The organism is Prevotella nigrescens, from assembly GCF_031191185.1.
Lineage (GTDB): Bacteria > Bacteroidota > Bacteroidia > Bacteroidales > Bacteroidaceae > Prevotella > Prevotella nigrescens.
Genome location: NZ_CP133465.1, coordinates 320,503 through 342,087, shown reverse-complemented (window position 1 = coordinate 342,087; position 21,585 = coordinate 320,503). Strand labels below are relative to the sequence as shown.

Genomic DNA, 21,585 nt, shown 5'->3' with positions numbered 1-21,585 from the left:
AATGAGAGGCGGTTTGGCACATATCTTAGAGTTTTTGTTCTACCTCTATTTCGGTGAATGTCTCAATCATATCACCCGTTTGCAGGTCGTTGTAATTAACAAGCGAAATACCGCATTCCAATCCTGTTACAACTTCCTTCACATCGTCTTTGTAACGCTTCAACGCACTGATTGGTGCCGTATGGATTACGATACCATCGCGAATAACACGGCCTTTGTCTTTGCTGTGTACCTTTCCTTCGGTAACGATACAACCTGCAACAGTACCAACCTTTGATATTTTGAATACTTGTTGCACTTCCACCTGACCGGTAACGATTTCCTTCTTCACCTTGTCAAGCATTCCGACCATCGCTGACGTTACGTCGTCAATCGCATCGTAGATAACTGAATAGGTGTTGATTTCTACGCCGTCGCGGTCTGCCAACTTACGCGCATCGGCAGAAGGGCGCACTTGGAAGCCGACAATGACAGCATCTGAAGCTGCAGCAAGCATCACGTCGTTTTCAGAAATCTGTCCAACCGCCTTGCTGATTACGTTCACATTCACCTTTTCGGTAGAAAGCTTGATGAATGAATCTGCAAGTGCTTCGATAGAACCGTCGGTATCACCCTTCACAATGATGTTCATTTCGTGGAACTCGCCACGGGCGATACGATGAGAAATATCCGACAATGTCAAACGTGTTTGTGTACGCAAGCCTTGTTCGCGCTGCAATTGTTCACGCTTGTTGGCAATGTCGCGCGCCTCTTGCTCGGTTTCCATAACGTGGAATGTATCACCCGCTGTCGGTGCACCGTTCAATCCAAGAATTATAACAGGTTCAGAAGGACCAGCCTTCTCTACACGTTGGTTACGTTCGTTGAACATCGCCTTGATGCGTCCCCACGATGTTCCTGCAATCATATTGTCGCCAACTTTCAATGTACCATTAGAAACAAGCACAGTACTTACATAGCCACGTCCCTTGTCCAATGAAGATTCAATGACTGTACCTGTTGCATTGCGATTAGGATTAGCTTTCAAATCGAGCATATCAGCTTCGAGTAAAACCTTGTCAAGCAAGTCGGCAACGCCCAAACCTTTCTTTGCACTAATCTCCTGACATTGGTACTTACCGCCCCACTCTTCTACGAGCAGATTCATTTGCGACAAGTCTTCACGTATCTTATCAGGGTTAGCACCGGGTTTATCAATCTTGTTAATGGCAAATACCATTGGTACGCCTGCTGCCTGAGCGTGCGCTATCGCCTCTTTTGTAGTAGGCATGACAGAGTCGTCGGCAGCAATAATGATGATGGCAATATCTGTTACCTGTGTACCACGAGCACGCATAGCGGTAAACGCTTCGTGTCCTGGAGTATCGAGGAATGTTACCTTACGTCCACTCTTCAGAGTTACACTGTAAGCACCGATGTGCTGTGTAATACCCCCCGCCTCACCAGCAATCACGTTGGTATTGCGGATATGGTCGAGCAATGATGTCTTACCGTGGTCTACGTGTCCCATTACCGTTACGATAGGTGCGCGACTTACAAGGTCGGTTTCTTCGTCAGCCTCTTCGCTGATAGCTTCTTGAACTTCTGCACTCACGTATTCGGTCTTAAAGCCAAATTCGTCAGCTACCAAGTTAATGGTTTCCGCATCGAGACGCTGGTTGATTGACACCATTATACCAACTGACATCAAAGTTGAAATAACCTGTGTTACAGGCAAATTCATCATTGTAGCCAACTCTGAAACGGTAACAAATTCTGTCAGCTTCAGCGTTTTGCTTTCCTTGCGTTCTGCCTTAGCCTCAGCACTCAATCGTTCTTGAACGGCTTCACGCTTTTCCTTACGATACTTAGCACCTTTTTTATTCTGACTCTTGCTTGTAAGGCGTGCAAGCGTTTCTTTTACCTGACGTGCTACTGCTTCGTCATCAACCTCTAAAGGTTTCTGGTTGCGGTTATGCTTTTTCTTTCCACCAGTAGCATTTTTGCCATAGTTGTCGTTATTATTTTTCTTTCCGTTACGCTTACCAGGTTGTTGTTGGTTTGCAGCAGCGTTTATATCTACACGTTCCTTGTTTATACGAACACGCTTCTTCTTTCCCTGCACGTTTTGTGCAGACTTATCTTCACGTTCTTTTCTGCGTTCTTCCTTCGTCTTTTTCTTTGGACGTGTACTTTGGTTAATACTACTAAGGTCTATTTTACCTAAGATATTCACCTTCGGCTGATTTAGCATTTTCTTTTCGTTCGATGTTTGAAATATGCCATTGTCTTCAGCTGTCATTTCTTTTTTGTTCCTCTTCTCTTCCTTTTCTTTTTCAACCATAGGTTCCTTCTTTAAGGTTTCCGATGTAGAAATATCGGTTTTCTGAAATTCTTCAACCTTCTTTGATTTTTCTTTCGTAATTGTTTGGTTTGGGAGTTCTTCAACTTTTTCTTTTACAGCAGACTTTACTTCAACAGCTTCTTTTTCCTTAGAAGAGGTTATTTCGGTCTTCTTTTCTTTTTCTACTTGTTTATTAATTTCCGCCTCATTCTTTCTACTTTTCTTTTCTTTAGAAGCAACAGATACTTTAGTAGTAGGCTTACTCAGCTGTTCGAGGTCTATTTTTCCAAGCATCTTAATTTTGGGAGTTTCTTGTTTCGCTAATTTTTCTGTCTTGTGTTCAGACGTTTTCTTTGTGCGTACTTTATCTTTTTGTTTTTTCTGGAAGATTTTAGCAGCATCATTCTTAACAACCTGGTCTGGCTTAAATTCTTTTTCAAGCGCCTTAAATTGGTCATCACTAAGTTTAAAGTTGGGATCTCCCTTTACTTCACCCAGTTCCTGTCGTTTTTCCAAGAACTCCACTGCTGTTTGGAGTCCTATATTTAGTTCTCGAATTGCTTTGTTTAATCTGATGCTCATTAATATTCCTTTCTTTTTCTGAATGTGGTGTTATGTTTTTACTCTCGAACTAAAGAACAGATACTACGAGCTTATTATAAAAAAGCCTTAAACGGAATATCTGTTCATAGACACCTAACTTTCAAACTCCGCTCTGAGGATATTCAAAACGTTATCAACAGTCTCTTCCTCGAGGTCTGCCTTCTCTATTAGCATCTCACGAGGAGCATTCAATACCTGACGAGCTGTGTCGAGTCCTATAGATTTTATGGCATCAATAACCCATTTGTCTATTTCATCAGAGAATTCATCTAAATAGATATCTTCCTCGGCTGTTTGTTCATCAAGTTCACGGAACACGTCAATGGTGTAGCCCGTCAGCATGCTTGCTAACTTAATGTTCATACCGCTACGTCCGATAGCCAGACTAACCTCTTCTGGTTGTAAAAACACTTCTGCCTTTTTCTCTTCTTCATTGATAGTCAGACTGCTTACTTTAGCAGGAGACAAAGCACGTTGTATGAATAGCTTTGTATTAGCAGTCCAGTTGATAACATCGATGTTTTCGTTGCAAAGTTCGCGTACGATACCATGAACACGACTACCGCGTACACCAACGCAGGCACCAACAGGGTCGATACGGTCGTCGTAACTTTCTACAGCAATCTTTGCACGTTCGCCAGGCATACGTGCTATACCTTTTATACTAATAAGTCCATCTTCTATTTCTGGGACTTCTGCTTCAAGCAACCGTTCCAAGAAAGTTGGTGCTGTACGCGAAAGAATTATCTTCGGATTATTATTCTCGTTATCAACACGTAAAATCACGGCACGTATAGTCTCGCCCTTACGATATTGGTCGCGCGGAATTTGTTCTCCTTTAGGAAGAATTAGTTCATTATTCTCCTCGTCTACGAGCAACACTTCCCGCTTCCAAACCTGATATACCTCTCCTGATATAATCTGTCCTACGTGGTCCTTATATTTGTTGTATAAAGAATCGTGTTCTAATTCTAACACTTTCGAAGCCAACGTCTGACGGAGATTAAGAATAGCCCGACGGCCAAACTTGGCAAAGTTCACGGGTTCAGAGACATCTTCTCCCACTTCATAATCAGGTTCTATTTTCTGTGCATCGGTCAAACTAATCTCTTTATTTTCATCTTGCACCTCTCCGTCTGCGACAACAACACGGTTCCGATATATCTCTAAATCGCCCTTGTCAGGGTTTACAATAACATCGAAGTTTTCGTCAGATCCGTATTTTTTGGCAATAACGTTACGGAAACTCTCTTCCAAAACGCTTACCAATGTTGTTCGATCGATGCTCTTCGTATCTTTAAACTCTTTGAAAGTCTCGATCATATTCGGACGTTCTTCTTCTTTTTTTAATGCCATAGTTCTACTTGAAACTAATTAGATATTTTGTGTATTTTACTTCATTCATGTCGTACTCGTGATCAACGTCCATCTTTACAGGACGTTTCTTTCCTTCCACGCGTACTTTTTCATTGACCGAAACTATAAATTTATTTCCATCAACACTTTTCAGAATTCCCTTCACCTTGCTCCCGTCTTGGTCTAACACCTCAACTTCTTTTCCTATAAAGTTAATATATTGTTGTGGTACTTTGAATGGTTGCCCTAATCCTGCCGAACCAACTTCAAGCTCGTAATCTTCTTCATCGCGTGAGAGGTGTTCCTCAATAAACTTACTCAATTCAACGCAATCCTCAATCCACACGCCATCAGCGTGGTCTATTTCAACTACGATTTTACTTTCAGGACTTATCTGGATATCGACAATAAAGTATTCTTTACCTTCCAACCATTCGTCTACAAGCCTTTTTACAATGTTTTTATCTATCATATGCGTCTAAAGTGTCTTTATCGTCCACGGGTTTTACAATTACATTTTAAGATAGAAATCGAAAACAGCCAACTTATCTCACTAAAGGATATGAAAAATGAGGAACTTTCTAAAGCCCCTCATTCCTCTGAACGGGTGCAAAGTTAGTAATAAATCTGTTGACTGCCAAATATTTTATAGCTTTTCTTTATGTCAAGGTACATTCTTATAGAAAACAAACGTAGTTTATTGTAAATTAATTACCTTTGCATCTCATTGTTATTTTTATGGAACACAAGCAACATTATGTAGGACTTAGCGAACAAGAAGTCGAAGAGAGCAGGGCAAAATTCGGAGCGAACATATTAACTCCACCATTGCAAACCCCACTTTGGAAGAGATTTATTGCAAAATTTAACGATCCGCTCATTGTCATACTTCTTATTGCCGGTATCTTCTCTGTCAGTATATCATTCTACGAATATTTTGGTCTTAACGAAGGAACGAAAGTTTTTTTTGAACCGGTAGGTATTTTTATAGCAATCTTGCTTGCTACAGGTTTGGCATTTTTCTTTGAAGAAAGAGCAAACAAGGCTTTTGCCATACTAAACCAAGTAGACGATGACGAACTTGTTGAAGTTATAAGAGACGGCAATCCCACGAACATTCCAAAACGCGATATTGTTGTGGGCGACATAGTTCTACTCAATACTGGGGCAAATATTCCTGCCGATGGAGAACTTCTCTCTGCTGTTGTATTAAGTGTGGACGAATCTTCGCTAACAGGTGAACCCATTTGTAAAAAAAGCACCAAACCTGAAGAGTTTGACGCTGATGCTACTTTCCCCACCAACTTTGTTCTACGAGGAACGAAAGTTATGGAGGGACACGGCATTTTCCTCGTTACTCGCATAGGCGATGCAACGGAGAACGGCAAAGTCTTCACTGCGGCACAGATAGATAAAAGTGTAAAAACACCATTAACAGAGCAATTAAACGGGCTTGGAAGACTCATTACATGGCTGAGCTATGCCTTGGGCATATTAATTCTGGCTGGTCGTGTACTAATGTTCTTCAACGAATATTCTTTTAGTTGGGTACATTTCATTCAGTATCTCTTAGACAGTATCATGATTTGTGTAACGCTCATTGTGGTTGCCGTTCCCGAGGGATTACCAATGGCTGTTACATTGAGTTTGGCATACTCTATGCACAGAATGCTACAATCCAACAATCTTGTAAGGAAGTTGCATGCATGCGAAACTATGGGTGCTACGACCGTAATTTGTACTGATAAAACTGGTACGCTTACACAAAACCAAATGCGTGTATATGCTATGCGAGCTGATAATAGAAATAGTACACACAAAGCTTTGCTGACAGAAGGCATCGCTGTTAACTCTACAGCATCGCTCGACCTTTCTACCCCTGGGAAACCTGTTGCCTTGGGTAACCCTACCGAGGGAGCTCTGCTCTTATGGTTGTACGAACAAGGAATTAGCTATCAACAAATGCGTGACGATGTTGAGGTTATAGATGAACTCCCATTCTCCACCGACCGAAAATATATGGCAACACTGGTGCGTTCGGCTCTGTTCCCTGGCAAGAATATATTATATCTGAAAGGTGCAACCGACATTATTTGGCAATATTGTAAGTCATTGGCAGGCGACACTTCATGGGACGAAGTTTTTGCTCAACTGCAAACGTGGCAAAGCCAGGCTATGCGTACATTAGGTTTCGCTTATCTTGAACTACCACAAACAACTTCGGCTAATTTGGAAGCTGGCATTATTGGTAAAATAATGAATGGTGCGACCGACATTGACGTAAACTTCTGTTTCCTGGGTATCGTTGCCATCTCAGACCCTGTGCGCAAGGAAGTGCCAGCTGCTGTAAAAGAATGTATGAATGCGGGTATCAGCGTAAAAATTGTTACGGGCGATACACCTGGAACAGCAAAAGAAATTGGAAGACAGGTAGGGTTGTGGACACCGAATGATACCGACCGGAACATTATTACCGGACCAGAACTTGAAGCGCTTACCAATGAGGAACTGAAGCAGCGTGTGCTTGACTTAAAGATTATTGCACGTGCAAAGCCAATGGACAAGAAGCGTTTGGTGGAGAGTTTGCAATCGCTCAATCAAATAGTGGCAGTTACGGGTGATGGAACCAACGATGCTCCTGCACTGAAGGCTGCACATGTTGGTCTGTCGATGGGGGACGGAACGAGTGTTGCAAAGGAGGCATCTGACATTACCATTATAGATAATTCATTTCTATCCATCGGTCGTGCTGTAATGTGGGGACGAAGCTTGTACCAAAACATACAGCGTTTTATACTTTTCCAGCTTACTGTAAACGTTGTTGCATGTCTCATTGTTGTTGCTGGTGCTTTTATGGGAACGCAAAGTCCGCTCACTGTTACGCAAATGTTATGGGTAAATCTTATCATGGACACTTTTGCTGCAATGGCTCTTGCATCGTTACCTCCTTCACAAAGGGTGATGAACGACCAGCCACGCGACCGGCACGCCTTTATTATAACACGTAGCATGTGGATACGCATTGCTTCACTGGGTGGTATCTTTTTCGTTACACTCTTGGCATTTCTCTATGTTTTGGAATATGCTGATGTCAGACAAATGACCGACTTGCTGCATCTACACTTGGGAAGTCATAGAGGACTTACGCTATACGAGTTAAGTTTGTTCTTCACAATGTTCGTTATGCTGCAGTTCTGGAACATGTTTAATGCCCGTGCCTTTGCCACAAACCGAAGCGCTTTCCACTTCAAAGGGTGTAAAGGGGTCAACTTCATCGTTCTAATGATACTTATTGGACAAATTCTCATTGTCGAATTGGGCGGCCAGATGTTCAGCGTAACGCCTTTAAGCCTTACCGACTGGACTACTATTATTTTGGCTTCATCGGGAGTATTACTACTTGGCGAAGTCTTCAGATGGTTTACCTCCAAAAAGAAATCGTAAGAATCTATTTGGATAAAACAGAGAAAGAACTACACATTTACACGAATATATAAACAGTTTCATCGGTACAATCAGTCTCTTATTGTGTGTTAATAAGCAAAAAATTAGATCTGTCACACTCGTTTTAGATATCAGTCACGTTCAAAACTGATGTCTGATTTTTTGGAAGTTTCAATAAGCTAATTCTGAAAGACCTTAGAGTTGTAGGATAAAACGAAAACAAATTACTTCGCAATAGCCTGAATTTCTTCTAACGAGACACGACCTAACAGGTTTACAATGGTAAGTTCGTCGCGTTCAACTGTCAGCAGTACGTATTCGTTTTTGCCGTTCTTGTATCTCTTCTCATATATCGTTACATCTTCGCCATTGCTTTTCGTTTTCATCACAACGGCGTACTTAGCTTGTTTGTAGTAAGCAAAGGCAGCATTCTTTATACTATTGATGAGCGAAGGACGCTCGCATTCCAACACCTGAATATGGTCTAATCGTTTTGCAATGCGGGTTATGTCTTTGTTGCCCGCCTGCACATTGCCCATCATTCTCAACATTGTTGCCGAAATATAAACGGTCGATATGCCTTCCTTATCGTCGTACTTCTCGAAGAATGCCTTCTGTGCGAAAGCAAAATTGAATGTGAACCCGAATAGTAAAAATAGTAATATCTTCTTCATTTTTATTTGTCTGTTGATTGTTTTGTTACGTTATTGATTGCTTCCAATCCCTTGTTGAGCGATACGGAAAACTTGGTCAGGGCTTTGTTTGCTGTGGCATAGGCATCTTCGGGGTTATCGTAGGTATCGATCTTATCAATGTCTGACAACTGCTTGCTTTCGTGTTTATCGACAAAGATACCTACCGCCAGCAATATCAATATACTGGCTGCAATGCCTACCACCCAACGCAAGCCTGCCCTGCGTGCCGTTTTGCGTGCCGTAGACTCTACCGTGTTCCATTGATTTATTTGTCGTTCTATCTTGCTTTCCAAATCGAACGGCACCTCAATGGCTGCATTTTGCTGCAGCGCAAGGAACATTTCGGCCTCCTCGCGCAATTCCTCGTCTACCTCATTGCTACAGAAGTACTCCGCAAGACGTTTTTCCTCGGTTTCATCGGTCAATCCGTTGTAAAACCGTTCCAATAGTTTCTTTGTTTCCTTCGTTTCCATTATCGCTTTATTTCCTTTATTCTTTCTCTTATTTTCTTTCGTGCCCGACTCAGAACAGAACGTAGATTAACTTCCGTAAGTCCTGTTTCGGCACTGATTTCTTCGTATGTCCGCCCTTCCACATCGCGCATAAGCATCACCTTTCCTTGCGGGTCGGGCAGCGCAAGTATCATTGCTCTGATGCGTTGCCATTGGTCTTGCGCGTCAATACGCTCGCTTAGGTTCTCGGTTGCTTTATGTTGCATTTCGCTAACGTCCCGTTCGGCTTCATCAATGTGCTTTGTACGTTTTATATCGTAGAATATTCGGCGCAACGTCATAATGCTGTAAGCCTCTGGGTTTTCGATGTCGGCAAGCTGATGGCGACGTGTCCAGAGTCGCAGAAAGGTTTCCTGCACCAAGTCTTCGGCAGCCTGCGTATTGCCCGTCAGGCGCCATGCCACCACATAAAGTCTGCGATGGCACGGCAAGAAGATTGCTTTGAATTGCGAGGCTTCCATTTATAACTGTTTCGTGAGCGTGTTTACTTCTTCTTTTTCTTGCTTTGGCTATTGATAACCTCGCTGAGCTTGCTCAAAGGGATTTTACCTTTTACCAATACAAGGGAGCAATCGGAGCCTTCAGCATCAATGACAACAAGTTCGCGAACTACACCATGCTTCATCTTAATCTGAACACTTGAAAAGCCATCTTTCTTGTTCTGCCTGACAAGTTCGTGGTAGCTTCTGTCGTTTATGCGTTTTGCCTGTGTCCAAAAGTTTCTTTTCACATCATCTGAACACAGGTAAAGGTCTAACGTCTTTACCGATTTGATGCACTTCAGCATAGCCTGCGCATCTTCGTCGCTATCTTTTATAAAGGTCTTGGCAAACGCAAACAACAGTTTTCCTACGTGGTTGTACTCTGCGTGCTTGGCGTTTTTGAATGTCGCCATTAGGCTATGCACGTCATCGCCCACTCGTTGGCTGGCACTTGCAGTACTCGTGCTTAGAACAAGAACAAATATAAAAAGTAGTTTTCTCATATTCTTACTTTGATGTTGCACTTTCTATGATGCCATCAATGTCTTTCGGAGCGATGTTGCCATCTATTACTACAAAGGCGCATTCGTCGTCCTCTACGGTGTAAATAACCAAACGTTTGATAATTTCATTGGTACCTTGCGTCATTATTCTAACCTTTGAACCTTCCGAATTTACTTTTATCATTTCGTCGTAGCCCTTCCAATTGAAGGCTTCCACTGCCTTTTGAAATTCTTTCTTTGTAGCTTTGGTAGCCTCTTCGAGCGACAATACACGCAGATGGTCTATCTTGTCTACCCACTTTTGTGCATCTTTATTGCCCGAAGCCTTTAGGCCAAAAGCCAGCAATTCTTTAGGAACGTCTACCAATTCTACGTTTTCGTGATTTTTGAACTGCTCAAAAATGCTTTCAACATTTTGTGCTTTAGCAACCATACTTACTGCCAGGAGGGCAAGTGAAATGAATAATGTTCTCATAATCGTATTCTTTTAAAGAGTTTTTAATTTGCTTGTATTGGTATAGACGTAAGTTGTTGCGATTTTGTGGCAGAGAAAAAAAGAAAAAATACTTTTTATTTGATTTTTTCTTTATTGCAGTTTATAAAAACCATACTTGAGGTACCGCACGGGCACCTCAAGCCATTGTTACTCAAAGAGCGAAGGTTCGCTTACCGCCGAACCGCGCATTGTCTTGCCAAGATGCTCGTAAGCCAACTCTGTTGCCATACGTCCGCGTGGTGTTCGCTTGATGAATCCTTCCATAATAAGATAAGGTTCGTAAACTTCTTCCAGCGTTCCTGCATCTTCGCCGATAGCCGTTGCAATGGTAGAAACGCCGACAGGACCTCCACGAAACTTGTCTATAATGGTCAGAAGTATCTTGTTGTCTATCTCGTCAAGACCGTATTTGTCGATGTTCAGCGACTGCAACGACGACTGTGCGATAGCGTGGTCGATGGTTCCGTTGCCTTTTACCTGTGCGAAATCGCGTACACGACGCAGCAAGGCATTGCAAATACGGGGCGTGCCGCGCGAGCGTCGGGCTATTTCAACGGCAGCATCGCCTTCAATGGGCACCTTCAAAAGATTGGCAGAACGCTTTATAATGCGGCTCAAAGTTTCGGGTGCATAATACTCTAAATGCAGATTAATGCCAAAACGAGCACGCAAAGGAGCCGTTAAAAGTCCGCTGCGGGTAGTCGCTCCAACAAGTGTAAACGGATTTAAGTCTATCTGAATAGAGCGTGCCGAAGGGCCTTTATCAATCATAATGTCGATTCGATAGTCCTCCATTGCCGAATAAAGGTACTCTTCAACAACGGGAGAAAGGCGGTGAATTTCGTCGATGAACAACACGTCGTTAGGTTCGAGCGATGTAAGAATGCCAGCCAAATCGCCCGGTTTATCGAGTACAGGCCCCGAAGTAATCTTAAAACCGACGCCCAACTCGTTGGCAATAATGTTGCTCAACGTGGTTTTTCCCAGTCCCGGAGGACCGTGAAGCAACGTGTGGTCGAGTGGTTCGCCACGATATTTGGCAGCTTCAACAAACACCCGAAGGTTTTCCACCACCTTGTCTTGCCCACTGAAGTCGTCGAACTTCGGCGGTCGCAGTGCGTTTTCAAATTCCTTTTCAGCTGTTGTAAATCGTTCTTCTCTTATATCGAAATCTTCATTCATACCTTCTTTCGTCTGTCTTTATCACGAACAAATAGACTTGTAGTTTGCAAAGATAGCCAATAAAAACGAGAAACGAAGTGGGTTCCTCCATAAAACATTTAACGTTTTCGGTAGCTGTATTCACGTCAAAGTGTCCGCAAACGTTCTCTGCAAATCTCCAAAATGCCGATGAGTTCGTCCATTTTGTTAGCTCGAAGCATCGCAATTCGTGTTTGCTTGAAATCTGGAACACCTTTGAAAATGGGCGAAGCTGCAAGGTGTCGGCGGGTATGCAGTATGCCCCTATACTCGTCAATCTTCTCTACGTTGATGCGCAACATCTCTTCCAAGATGTCTATTTTATGGTCCAAAGTAAGTTTTTGGGCATCTGGAGCATTGGTTTCGCTAAACAACCACGGGCAGCCAAAGGTGGCTCTGCCTATCATTACGGCATCTACGCCATAGCTGTCGAAACGCTTCTGTGCATCGGCAACGCTGGTTACATCGCCATTTCCTATAATAGGAATATGTATTCGTGGATTTTTCTTCACCTCACCTATAAGTGTCCAGTCGGCTTCACCTGTGTACATCTGTGCGCGAGTGCGACCGTGGATAGTCAATGCCTGTATTCCACAGTCCTGAAGTTGTTCGGCAAGGTCGGTTATAATGAGGTTGTTATCGTCCCAACCCAAGCGTGTTTTCACCGTAACAGGTGTGTTTACAGCCTTCACAACCTCGCGTGTTATCTCCAATAGCAACGGTATGTTCTTCAACATACCTGAGCCTGCCCCTTTATTGGCAACCTTCTTCACGGGGCAACCAAAGTTTATGTCGATTACATCGGGCTTTACCTGCTCTACTATCTTGGCAGCTTCAACCATCGATTCTACATCTTTTCCATATATCTGAATACCTACGGGGCGTTCCTCTTCGTCAATAACAATCTTGTTGAGTGTCGATTTTATACTGCGTATGACAGCATCTGCCGACACAAACTCTGTATAGACCATTGCTGCACCGAAGCGTTTGGACATTTTACGGAAGCCTATATCGGTTACATCTTCCATCGGTGCCAAGAACAAAGGGCGTTCTCCAAAATCTATCGTTCCTATTTTCATACTGCAAAGGTAGTGCTTTTTATTCGAATTGCAAGTTAAAAAAATGCACTGACAAAGGCTATAACTGTTCGTCTAATCGTACTAAATATATTGGCTCTCAGTCGATAAGATGATAGTTTGCCAAGGAAAAGATACCAATATATAGTTTGTAGCATAATGGGGAATTAGAGGGAATTTAAAGGAAATTCCCCCTATTTATATAAAGAAAAACGAACAATTAAGACACTAATCGAACGACAAAGGGTATTCTCACAATAGCAACAAAAAGATAATAATTTTTGCATGTTTGTGTAATAATCTGTATATTTGCAACACTGTGCCATACTTTCAAGTGTCTGGGTAAACAATATGAAACATCAATAGTTATTATTAAACAAACAAAAGCATTACAAGTATGAAGAAAATCTATTTATCTTTTGTGTTCCTAATGGTGGGAATACTATCAACGTTTGGGCAAAGTGCAGGCTGGATATTCCAACCGGGAAGTGAAGGACCGTGGTTCGAGAAAGAAATAGAACAAGGAAAACCAATGGAATACTACGACTATGGCGGTCCTGAAAAAGGCATGCGAGGCAACTATGCTTACACGCTTCAACGGTTAAGACCTAAAAATTCAGATTCGCACATTACAGTTATATTCGAGAAAATAGAGTTCGGACAAGGCGACGAATTGCGAATTTATAACGGTTTAATCGAGCTTTCGTGCGAAAGAGACGAGGATAGCGGAGACTATCTTTGGGGGTGGGCAAAACAAGAACCACTCAAAACAATAACGGACAAGCCAGAGAAGCTACCCCTTAGAATAAGTTCTACTGCTGCCGATGGCGGTCTTTCTGTGGCTTGCTATGCTGCTACGACCATGCCGGGCTGGAAAGCGATGGTCTATTGTGTAAAGAACGGAGACCCAGAACCAGGTGCCAAGACTCCCGAAACGAAGCCAAACTTTACACTTAAGGTGGATCCGAGCATAAAAGTAGAATACGACGAAGATGGCGAACCTAAGCCAATATATGCGTATTTAGAGTTACAAGGTCTTGAAGACGGGCAGAATGTAACGATAGAACAGAACGGACAAAAGACCGATTACACGTTAAGTAAAACTATTGCTAACTCTGTGCAATTGGAAGTAGAGCCGAACGACGTTATAAAAGTATATGGCAGATTACGTGCTTTCAAGGCTCAAGCTGACCGATTGGTGGCTTGCGAATTAGGGAAAAACGACGATTTGGAGGTTCTCGACCTCATGATGAACAAGATTTCCGAGCTTAATTTGACACAACTTCCTAATCTGCGCGAACTCTCTGTTACCAATAATAAGCTAACATCTATAGACCTTGGCTACCTTAAAAAGCTACAACAGTTTTATGGCAGTTATAATAAGGTGGGCAAATTAGATACAAGCAAGAACCCCGACCTTGAAGTTTTGGCGTGTGCTGCTATGGGTTTGACGGAATTAGACCTTAGCAAAAATGCTAAACTCGAAAACCTTACGGCAGGTAAAAACAACTATGCTACATTCCCCGACCTAAGCAATAAAACATCGATGAAATGGATTGATATGGAAGATTGCGGCATGAAAGGTTTTGATGCAACTATATTTCCCAAACTAAAATTCTTGGATTTATCGGGCAATCGGCTTACAAACATCAACCTTTCCAAGAATTCTTTGCTCCGTAAATTAGACTTAGACAACAACCAAATGGACGCTTGTGCCATAAACGACATTCTGTTTACACTTCCAAAAGTACAAAAAGAAGACGAAGCTACCTTGCAAATAAAAGGCAATACAGGCTCTGGCACTTGCGACAACACGCTGTTGGAAGGCAAGAACTGGAATATGAACGTTACAGGCGATGGTTCTGGCTGCAACACAGTGCGTCTGCGCTTCGAGGAAAACACACAGGGAACATTCAAGACAATAGTCGATGGAAAAGACATTCCGGAATGGACGCCAATAGAAAAAGGTAAGGAAGTGAAGATTGAAGCCTCTCCAATAAAAGGCTATAAGTTAGTTAAAACCATGCTCAACGGTGAAGATGTTACTGCCAACAAGTTCAAAATACAGCAATATGGATTTCTTGCAGCCGTGTTCGATGTAGATAATGGTATTCGTGATACACAGGCAGAAACCGTAAGAGTGGGGCGACACAATGGAAATATTGTTGTCATGGGACTGCAAGCCGAAAAGAATTACTCCATTTACGATGTGTCTGGCAAACTTCTCCATATAGGTATTACAAATGCTAATGGTGATGCTGTAATCTCACTGCCGGCAGGACACCTTATTATAATAAAGCAGGAGCATCTCGTCATAAAGGTAAGGCGCTGACGGAACTATTGGTTTATAAACGCACCTTCGGTTAAGTCCAGTACACATCATTAATATTTAGGCAGATGGTCTGCCGTCTTTTCTAAAACGTAATGAACTACGTTGAAAGAAGACGGCAGGCAAACTGTTGATAAGAGATATTGAATGACAAGAACCAATCTACCTTAAAAGAACGGTGAGGCATCGAATTAACAATCATTCCGAGCCGTTTCCCACAGCACTAAACTTGTTACAGACACGTACATTCTTCAATCTTAATATCTATCTGTCTCCTTTTTCCATTGGTTGTCTTAGACAATAAGATATCATTTTCCACATAAAGAATAAGCCTTGAGAGCACTAATAAATCCATAGAAATCCCCTGCTTTGTAACTGCAAGATTTCCAATAAATTATAGAACCCGTTATTTTGAATTCCAAAACCCATTGTCTTGCAACGCAAAACAGGCTGTTTTGTGCTCCAAAAACGGCTGTTTTACATTCCGAAATAGATATAACGGCAATTCAATAAAGTACCAACAAGAGAATAGAGAATGATGAGAAACGATGCCAAGAATACAAAACGGCAAGATGGCTGTTTAATAATCAGTTTGGGTTAAAGGACTCCCCAACTTTAGATACCATAATTTCAATTAAACTGAGATTGGAGAATCTATACTTTATTTTTGACATTTTGATTTGCCCCATAAATGTTATTTGAAGGACATAAGTGCTTTTGTTCCTAATTTTAGACAGATTTTGAAACATTAATACAAAAAAAATGCAACTTACAAACTTGACATAAATCAATGGCATTTAAAACGTTTTGCTCTTATAAGCTCTCCTTTTGATATTATAATAAAAGTATTAAGACAAAATACTACACATAATGTGAATTACAATTTTCCTGCATATCATTTTTCTTTAACTTTTTAATCAAAAAATATTTTGCCAATTCAATTATTATATAGACCTTTACAGCGGAATCTAACCATAACTAAAACAAAGAGAAGATCCTATGGAAGAACAGATCGAAGTGAAGGAGCTTGAACACGTCGTAGTGTTATTCTCCGGAGACTCGGGTGATGGAATGCAGTTGGCAGGAAATATTTTTTCAAATGTTTCTGCCACTGTAGGTAACGGAATTTCTACATTCCCAGACTATCCTGCCGATATTCGTGCCCCGCAAGGCTCGCTTACCGGAGTCAGTGGGTTCAGAGTTCACATTGGTGCAGGTAAAGTCTACACACCTGGAGACAAATGCGACGTGTTGGTTGCAATGAATGCAGCAGCCCTTAAAACGCAGTACAAGAACTGCAAACCGCAAGGAACAATTATTATTGACACTGATTCTTTTAGTCCACGCGACTTAAGAAAAGCAGATTTCGCGACAGATGATTATTTGAAAGAAATGGGTATCGATCCCGACCGTGTAGTAGCTTGTCCTATTACAAAGATGGTAAAAGACTGTCTTGCCGACACGGGAATGGACAATAAGTCCATGCTGAAGTGCCGCAATATGTTTGCACTCGGCTTGGTCTGCTGGCTATTCAATCGAGATTTAGAACTGGTAAACAACTTCTTGTTAGACAAATTTAAGAAGAAATTAGCTATTGCGGAAGCTAATATTAAAGTAGTTGCTGCCGGTTACGACTATGGCCACAACATTCATGCATCAGTACCTAATACCTATCGTATTGAAACTAAGAAGAAGGTACCAGGACGATACATGGATATCACGGGGAACAAAGCTACAGCCTATGGCTTGATGGCAGCTGCAGAAAAAGCTGGTTTGACCCTTTTCTTGGGCTCTTATCCTATTACGCCGGCTACAGATATTCTCCACGAATTGGCAAAACACAAGTCTATGGGCGTTGTTACTGTACAATGCGAAGACGAAATTTCAGGTGCAGCATCTGCAATTGGAGCTGCTTTTGCAGGAGCATTGGCTGCTACTTCAACATCAGGTCCCGGTATCTGTTTGAAGAGTGAGGCTTTGAACCTTGCTGTTATCGACGAGCTGCCACTCGTTATTATTGACGTTCAGCGTGGCGGACCATCTACCGGACTGCCTACAAAGAGTGAGCAAACCGACCTTTTACAAGTGCTCTACGGTCGTAATGGCGAAAGTCCTATGCCTGTAATAGCCGCTACAAGCCCGACAGACTGTTTCGATGCAGCTTTCGCAGCTTGTAAAATGGCACTCGAATATATGACTCCGGTTGTATTGCTTACTGACGCTTTCATCGCAAACGGTTCTTCAGCTTGGAAGTTACCAAATCTTGAAGACCTTCCTGAAATCCGTCCTCATTACGCTACTGAAGCACAACGTTATAAATATACTCCTTACAAGCGCGACGAATACAGCAACGTTCGCTATTGGGCTGTTCCGGGAATGGAAGGCTACGAGCATATCCTTGGTGGACTTGAGAAGGACGGAAAGACTGGTGCCATCTCAACCGATGCCGAAAACCATAACCTCATGGACCACTTGCGTTTCGACAAAGTTGCACGTATACCTGTGCCAGACTTGGAAGTACAAGGCGATAAGGACGATGCCGACTTGCTCATCGTAGGTTTCGGAAGTACATATGGGCACTTGTATTCAGCAATGCAAGAACTCCGTGCAAAGGGATACAAGATTGCGCTTGCGCAGTTTAAGTATGTAAACCCATTGCCAAAGAACACTGCCGAAGTATTGTCTCGATACAAGAAAGTTGTTGTAGCGGAGCAAAACCTTGGTCAGCTCGCAGCATTACTTCGTATTCGTATTAACAACTTCGCCCCATATCAGTACAACCAAGTGAAAGGTCAGCCATTTGTTGTTCAAGAGCTTGTACAAGGTTTTGAGCGCTTACTGACACTTCCGGCACCAAAGGACGAAAGCGGTACGTTCTATTCAAGAATATTACAATAATCAAGGAGGAAAATAAGATGACTCAGTATACAGACAAAGATTACAAGAAAGGTCAGCCAAGATGGTGCCCAGGTTGCGGAGACCATTTCTTCTTGGCAAGTTTACATAAAGCAATGGCAGAGTTAGGCGTTCCTCCATACGAGACTGCCGTTATCTCTGGTATTGGTTGTTCAAGCCGTTTACCTTATTATGTCAGCACCTACGCAATGCAGACAATTCACGGTCGTGCGGCTGCGATTGCAACAGGTTTAAAGGTTGCGAACCCAAAACTCACAGTTTGGCAGGTTTCTGGCGATGGCGACGGATTAGCTATCGGTGGTAACCACTTCATTCACGCAATGAGAAGAAACATCGATATAAATATAATTCTTCTCAATAACCGCATCTATGGTTTAACAAAAGGACAGTATTCTCCAACCAGTCCCCGTGGCTTTGTTTCTAAATCAAGCCCTTATGGAACTGTAGAGGATCCATTCCGCCCAGCTGAACTTTGCTTTGGTGCACGCGGAAAATTCTTTGCGCGCACTGTAGCTACAGACGCACAAGAAACCATAGCTGTACTGAAAGCAGCCAAACAACATAAAGGTGCTGCAGTTTGCGAGATACTTCAGAACTGCGTTATCTTTAACGAAGGTTGCCATGATGCCGTATATAATAAGGAAGGACGCAAAACAAACGCTATCTATTTGGAGCATGGCAAACCATTGGTCTTCGGTGCTGACAATGAATTTGGATTAGTTCAAGAAGGCTTCGGCTTAAAGATCGTTAAGTTAGGTGAGGACGGATACACTATCGATAATATACTTGTTCACGATGCCCACTGCGAAGACGATACTCTACAGCTGAAGTTGGCGATGATGGATACCAAAGATGGTTTCCCAATAGCATTGGGAATAATCCGCGATGTTGAGGCTCCGACTTACAATGATGCTGTCTGGGAACAAATAGAAGAGGTGAAAGCAAAGAAGCCTTACCATAACTTTGCGGAGCTACTCGAAACGAACGACATTTGGGAAGTTAAGTAAAATTGGTGTTGGAGTATTTAAGACTGAATTCATTTGACAAAGAATTTTGTGTTACAAACCATATAACCAAATACGATTACGGCTCTGTTGGCAATTCGTTATCAGTACGATTGCAGCTAAATGGAGCGTTTTCTTCCCCAAGAAACAATCAAAATAAAATAAAAGTATAAACTAATTACATTTGCTATGAAAGTTCATGAATATCAAGCAAAAGAGTTTTTTGCAAGTTATGGGGTTCCAGTAGAGCGTGGAATAGTCTGCCGAACACCAGATGAAGCCGTAGAAGCCTACAAGAAGTTAGGTGTAGAGCTGGCGGTTGTTAAAGCTCAGGTGCACACTGGTGGCCGCGGTAAGGCAGGCGGTGTCAAGTTAGGTAGAAACGTCGAAGAGATACGGACACACGCAAGCAATATCCTCGGTATGGACATAAAAGGCTTTATTGTTGACCGAATTCTTCTTTGTGCAGCTGTTGATATTAAGTCAGAGTATTACGTTAGTATTCTTCCCGACCGTCAAACAAAGTCTGCTATCTTCATGATAAGCCGTGAAGGTGGTATGGATATTGAGGCTGTGGCAAAAGAAACACCTGAAAAAATTGCCAAAATAGCCATAGACCCAGCAGTAGGACTACAGGATTACAAGGCTCGTGAGATAGCTTTCAAACTCTTTGACGGCAAGAAATATGTTAATCAGGCGGTTCCATTGTTCAAGAATCTATATCGTTTATTCGTAGAAAAAGATGCTTCTTTGGTTGAAATTAACCCACTCGTTATTACGGAAGAAGACAAACTGTCTGCAGTAGACGCAAAGATGACATTCGACAACAATGCTCTCTTCCGCCACCCTGACGTGTTTGAACTTTTCGAACCTACAGAAGAAGAGAAGAAAGAACAGGAAGCGAAAGACAAAGGCTTCAGTTATGTTAACCTTGGCGGCGAAATTGGCTGTATGGTAAACGGTGCCGGACTTGCCATGGCTACCATGGACATGATAAAACTCTATGGTGGCAACCCTGCAAACTTCCTCGATATAGGTGGCAGTTCTAACCCTACGAAGATAGTTGAAGCCATGAAGCTTCTTCTTTCAGACAAGCATGTGAAGGTTGTTCTCATTAATATCTTCGGTGGTATAACCCGTTGCGACGACGTTGCAAAAGGTCTTATAGAGGCTTTCAAACTTATAAAGACCGATATGCCAATCGTTATCAGACTTACAGGTACTAACGAAACCGAAGGACGAGAATTGCTTAAAGGTACCAAGTTCCACGTTGCTACAACTATGAGCGAGGCGGGACACATGGCAGTAGACCTCTGTAAATAATTTATTTTACTTTAAAACATCAAGAAAAATGAGTATTTTAATTAATAAAGATACACGCCTTATTGTTCAAGGTATTACTGGTCGCGATGGTAGCTTCCACGCTACAAAGATGAAAGAATATGGTACTAACGTTGTAGGTGGCACGTCGCCGGGCAAGGCTGGACAAGAAGTTGCAGGCATTCCTGTATTCAATACTGTCCGCGATGCAGTAGAGGCAACGAATGCAAACACTTCTGTAATCTTCGTTCCTGCTGCTTTTGCAAAAGATGCAATGCTCGAAGCTGCTGATGCAGGCATCAAATTGATTATCTGTATAACCGAGGGTGTTCCTACGCTCGACGTTGTTGAGGCATATCGCTATATCCAAATTAAAGGCGCACAGCTTATCGGACCTAACTGTCCTGGCTTAATCTCTCCTGCAGAGAGCATGGTTGGCATTATGCCAACAAACATCTTCAAGAAAGGGCACACGGGTGTCATCAGCCGTTCAGGTACTTTGACCTATCAGGTTGTGGCTGCGCTTACTGCAGAAGGTCTTGGACAATCATCGGCTATCGGTGTAGGTGGCGACCCTATTGTAGGTCTTTACTTCCAAGAATTGCTCGAAATGTTCCAGAACGACCCTGAAACCGACAGCATTGCAATCATTGGCGAAATAGGTGGTGATGCAGAAGAACGTGCAGCCGAATACATTAAGCAGTATGTTACAAAACCTGTTGTTGCCTTTATTTCGGGTAGAGAAGCACCGAAAGGCAAGCAGATGGGACATGCGGGAGCCATTATCTCAAGCAGTTCCGGTACTGCTGCAGAAAAGGTTGCTGCGTTCGAAGCTGCAGGAATCCCTGTTGCTCGTGAGACATACGAGATTCCAATACTGCTAAAGCAAAAGTTAGGCAAGTAAAAATAACTCCGACTTAAATTCGATCATAGTTTTCAATTGAAGGTATGTCCGTTTCCTAATGGACATACCTTTTGTGTTTTTACTCCAATCAGGGCACAATTACCCCTTTCTTGCCGCCATCTAAAAACGTAGGAAACTGTCGTTATCTTTCATAAATGAAACCATGGCATAATCGTCTGACTTACAGTATATTGCAAAATCCGTTATTTTGCAGTCCAAAAACGTGGCTTTAACACGACAAAACAGTGGGTTTCGCATCGCAAAATAGCCGTTATTGCAACATCAGAACACCGTTGCTGTTTTATGCTGGAGTTTTTCTTTACAACCAAGGACTGTTTTTCGCTGCTGAATAAAAGGCAGAAGTATATGTCTTTCGTCGTATGTAATCGTTATAAAACACCCTTTTTCTTTTTTCCTATTCG

Annotated in this window: 16 protein-coding genes; 6 read left to right on the top strand and 10 right to left on the bottom strand. The window is 42.4% G+C overall.

The genetic code is table 11. The features are described 5' to 3' along the window. Positions 1 to 25 precede the first annotated feature (25 nt). The 3 genes from infB to rimP form a co-directional block, all read right to left on the bottom strand. Positions 26 to 2,905: a translation initiation factor IF-2 gene (infB, locus tag RDV52_RS03510; protein ID WP_004367056.1), complete on the bottom strand. Its 2,880-nt coding sequence runs from the start codon at positions 2,903 to 2,905 to the stop codon at positions 26 to 28. 114 nt (positions 2,906 to 3,019) lie between these two features. Beyond that, complete coding sequence (gene nusA / locus RDV52_RS03505) at positions 3,020 to 4,282, bottom strand: transcription termination factor NusA (protein ID WP_004367057.1); 1,263 nt, start codon at positions 4,280 to 4,282, stop codon at positions 3,020 to 3,022. A gap of 4 nt (positions 4,283 to 4,286) precedes the next feature. Next, positions 4,287 to 4,754, bottom strand: coding sequence for a ribosome assembly cofactor RimP (gene rimP / locus RDV52_RS03500; RefSeq protein WP_004363232.1), 468 nt, complete (start codon positions 4,752 to 4,754; stop codon positions 4,287 to 4,289). Positions 4,755 to 5,020: 266 nt separating this feature from the next. Here rimP and RDV52_RS03495 point away from each other — a divergent pair, with 266 nt between their 5' ends. Further along, positions 5,021 to 7,726, top strand: a complete 2,706-nt coding sequence (locus RDV52_RS03495) for a calcium-translocating P-type ATPase, PMCA-type (protein WP_004367058.1) — start codon at positions 5,021 to 5,023, stop codon at positions 7,724 to 7,726. A 224-nt stretch (positions 7,727 to 7,950) separates the two neighbouring features. Here the strand turns inward: RDV52_RS03495 and RDV52_RS03490 are convergent, their stop codons facing one another. From RDV52_RS03490 to dusB, 7 genes are all read right to left on the bottom strand, one after another. Continuing rightward, on the bottom strand, positions 7,951 to 8,400 hold the full coding sequence (locus RDV52_RS03490; RefSeq protein WP_004367059.1) for a DUF4252 domain-containing protein: 450 nt from the start codon (positions 8,398 to 8,400) through the stop codon (positions 7,951 to 7,953). A 2-nt stretch (positions 8,401 to 8,402) separates the two neighbouring features. Continuing rightward, a complete protein-coding gene (locus RDV52_RS03485) occupies positions 8,403 to 8,894 on the bottom strand; it encodes a hypothetical protein (protein ID WP_004363229.1) in 492 nt (163 codons plus the stop codon). Then, entirely contained in the window at positions 8,894 to 9,394 is a 501-nt protein-coding gene (locus tag RDV52_RS03480) for an RNA polymerase sigma factor (RefSeq protein ID WP_004367060.1), read from the bottom strand. Before RDV52_RS03480 ends, RDV52_RS03485 begins: the two co-directional genes overlap by 1 nt. Positions 9,395 to 9,417: 23 nt before the next feature. Then, on the bottom strand, positions 9,418 to 9,918 hold the full coding sequence (locus RDV52_RS03475; protein WP_004367061.1) for a DUF4252 domain-containing protein: 501 nt from the start codon (positions 9,916 to 9,918) through the stop codon (positions 9,418 to 9,420). 4 nt (positions 9,919 to 9,922) lie between these two features. After that, positions 9,923 to 10,393, bottom strand: coding sequence for a DUF4252 domain-containing protein (locus RDV52_RS03470; protein WP_004367062.1), 471 nt, complete (start codon positions 10,391 to 10,393; stop codon positions 9,923 to 9,925). A 168-nt stretch (positions 10,394 to 10,561) separates the two neighbouring features. Next, positions 10,562 to 11,596, bottom strand: a complete 1,035-nt coding sequence (gene ruvB / locus RDV52_RS03465; RefSeq protein WP_004367063.1) for a Holliday junction branch migration DNA helicase RuvB — start codon at positions 11,594 to 11,596, stop codon at positions 10,562 to 10,564. A 125-nt stretch (positions 11,597 to 11,721) separates the two neighbouring features. Continuing rightward, a complete protein-coding gene (gene dusB, locus RDV52_RS03460; protein WP_004367064.1) occupies positions 11,722 to 12,693 on the bottom strand; it encodes a tRNA dihydrouridine synthase DusB in 972 nt (323 codons plus the stop codon). A 394-nt stretch (positions 12,694 to 13,087) separates the two neighbouring features. Between dusB and RDV52_RS03455 the strand changes: the two genes are divergently transcribed. The 5 genes from RDV52_RS03455 (at position 13,088) to sucD (ending at position 21,163) form a co-directional block, all read left to right on the top strand. Further along, positions 13,088 to 15,022: a leucine-rich repeat domain-containing protein gene (locus tag RDV52_RS03455; RefSeq protein ID WP_004367065.1), complete on the top strand. Its 1,935-nt coding sequence runs from the start codon at positions 13,088 to 13,090 to the stop codon at positions 15,020 to 15,022. 996 nt (positions 15,023 to 16,018) lie between these two features. Then, a complete protein-coding gene (locus RDV52_RS03450; protein ID WP_004363220.1) occupies positions 16,019 to 17,917 on the top strand; it encodes a 2-oxoacid:acceptor oxidoreductase subunit alpha in 1,899 nt (632 codons plus the stop codon). Between the two features lie 17 nt (positions 17,918 to 17,934). Further along, the gene (locus tag RDV52_RS03445) at positions 17,935 to 18,942 is read left to right on the top strand and encodes a 2-oxoacid:ferredoxin oxidoreductase subunit beta (protein ID WP_004363219.1); all 1,008 of its coding nucleotides are present in this window, start codon (positions 17,935 to 17,937) and stop codon (positions 18,940 to 18,942) included. 186 nt (positions 18,943 to 19,128) lie between these two features. After that, positions 19,129 to 20,262: an ADP-forming succinate--CoA ligase subunit beta gene (sucC, locus tag RDV52_RS03440; RefSeq protein ID WP_004367068.1), complete on the top strand. Its 1,134-nt coding sequence runs from the start codon at positions 19,129 to 19,131 to the stop codon at positions 20,260 to 20,262. A 28-nt stretch (positions 20,263 to 20,290) separates the two neighbouring features. After that, positions 20,291 to 21,163, top strand: coding sequence for a succinate--CoA ligase subunit alpha (sucD, locus tag RDV52_RS03435; RefSeq protein ID WP_004363217.1), 873 nt, complete (start codon positions 20,291 to 20,293; stop codon positions 21,161 to 21,163). The last annotated feature ends 422 nt before the right edge of the window (positions 21,164 to 21,585 follow it).

Coding starts and splice junctions, on each gene's coding strand:
- infB (WP_004367056.1), bottom strand. CDS start 2,905: ATGAGCATCAGATTAAACAAAGCAATTCGAGAACTAAATATAGGACTC.
- nusA (WP_004367057.1), bottom strand. CDS start 4,282: ATGGCATTAAAAAAAGAAGAAGAACGTCCGAATATGATCGAGACTTTC.
- rimP (WP_004363232.1), bottom strand. CDS start 4,754: ATGATAGATAAAAACATTGTAAAAAGGCTTGTAGACGAATGGTTGGAA.
- RDV52_RS03495 (WP_004367058.1), top strand. CDS start 5,021: ATGGAACACAAGCAACATTATGTAGGACTTAGCGAACAAGAAGTCGAA.
- RDV52_RS03490 (WP_004367059.1), bottom strand. CDS start 8,400: ATGAAGAAGATATTACTATTTTTACTATTCGGGTTCACATTCAATTTT.
- RDV52_RS03485 (WP_004363229.1), bottom strand. CDS start 8,894: ATGGAAACGAAGGAAACAAAGAAACTATTGGAACGGTTTTACAACGGA.
- RDV52_RS03480 (WP_004367060.1), bottom strand. CDS start 9,394: ATGGAAGCCTCGCAATTCAAAGCAATCTTCTTGCCGTGCCATCGCAGA.
- RDV52_RS03475 (WP_004367061.1), bottom strand. CDS start 9,918: ATGAGAAAACTACTTTTTATATTTGTTCTTGTTCTAAGCACGAGTACT.
- RDV52_RS03470 (WP_004367062.1), bottom strand. CDS start 10,393: ATGAGAACATTATTCATTTCACTTGCCCTCCTGGCAGTAAGTATGGTT.
- ruvB (WP_004367063.1), bottom strand. CDS start 11,596: ATGAATGAAGATTTCGATATAAGAGAAGAACGATTTACAACAGCTGAA.
- dusB (WP_004367064.1), bottom strand. CDS start 12,693: ATGAAAATAGGAACGATAGATTTTGGAGAACGCCCTTTGTTCTTGGCA.
- RDV52_RS03455 (WP_004367065.1), top strand. CDS start 13,088: ATGAAGAAAATCTATTTATCTTTTGTGTTCCTAATGGTGGGAATACTA.
- RDV52_RS03450 (WP_004363220.1), top strand. CDS start 16,019: ATGGAAGAACAGATCGAAGTGAAGGAGCTTGAACACGTCGTAGTGTTA.
- RDV52_RS03445 (WP_004363219.1), top strand. CDS start 17,935: ATGACTCAGTATACAGACAAAGATTACAAGAAAGGTCAGCCAAGATGG.
- sucC (WP_004367068.1), top strand. CDS start 19,129: ATGAAAGTTCATGAATATCAAGCAAAAGAGTTTTTTGCAAGTTATGGG.
- sucD (WP_004363217.1), top strand. CDS start 20,291: ATGAGTATTTTAATTAATAAAGATACACGCCTTATTGTTCAAGGTATT.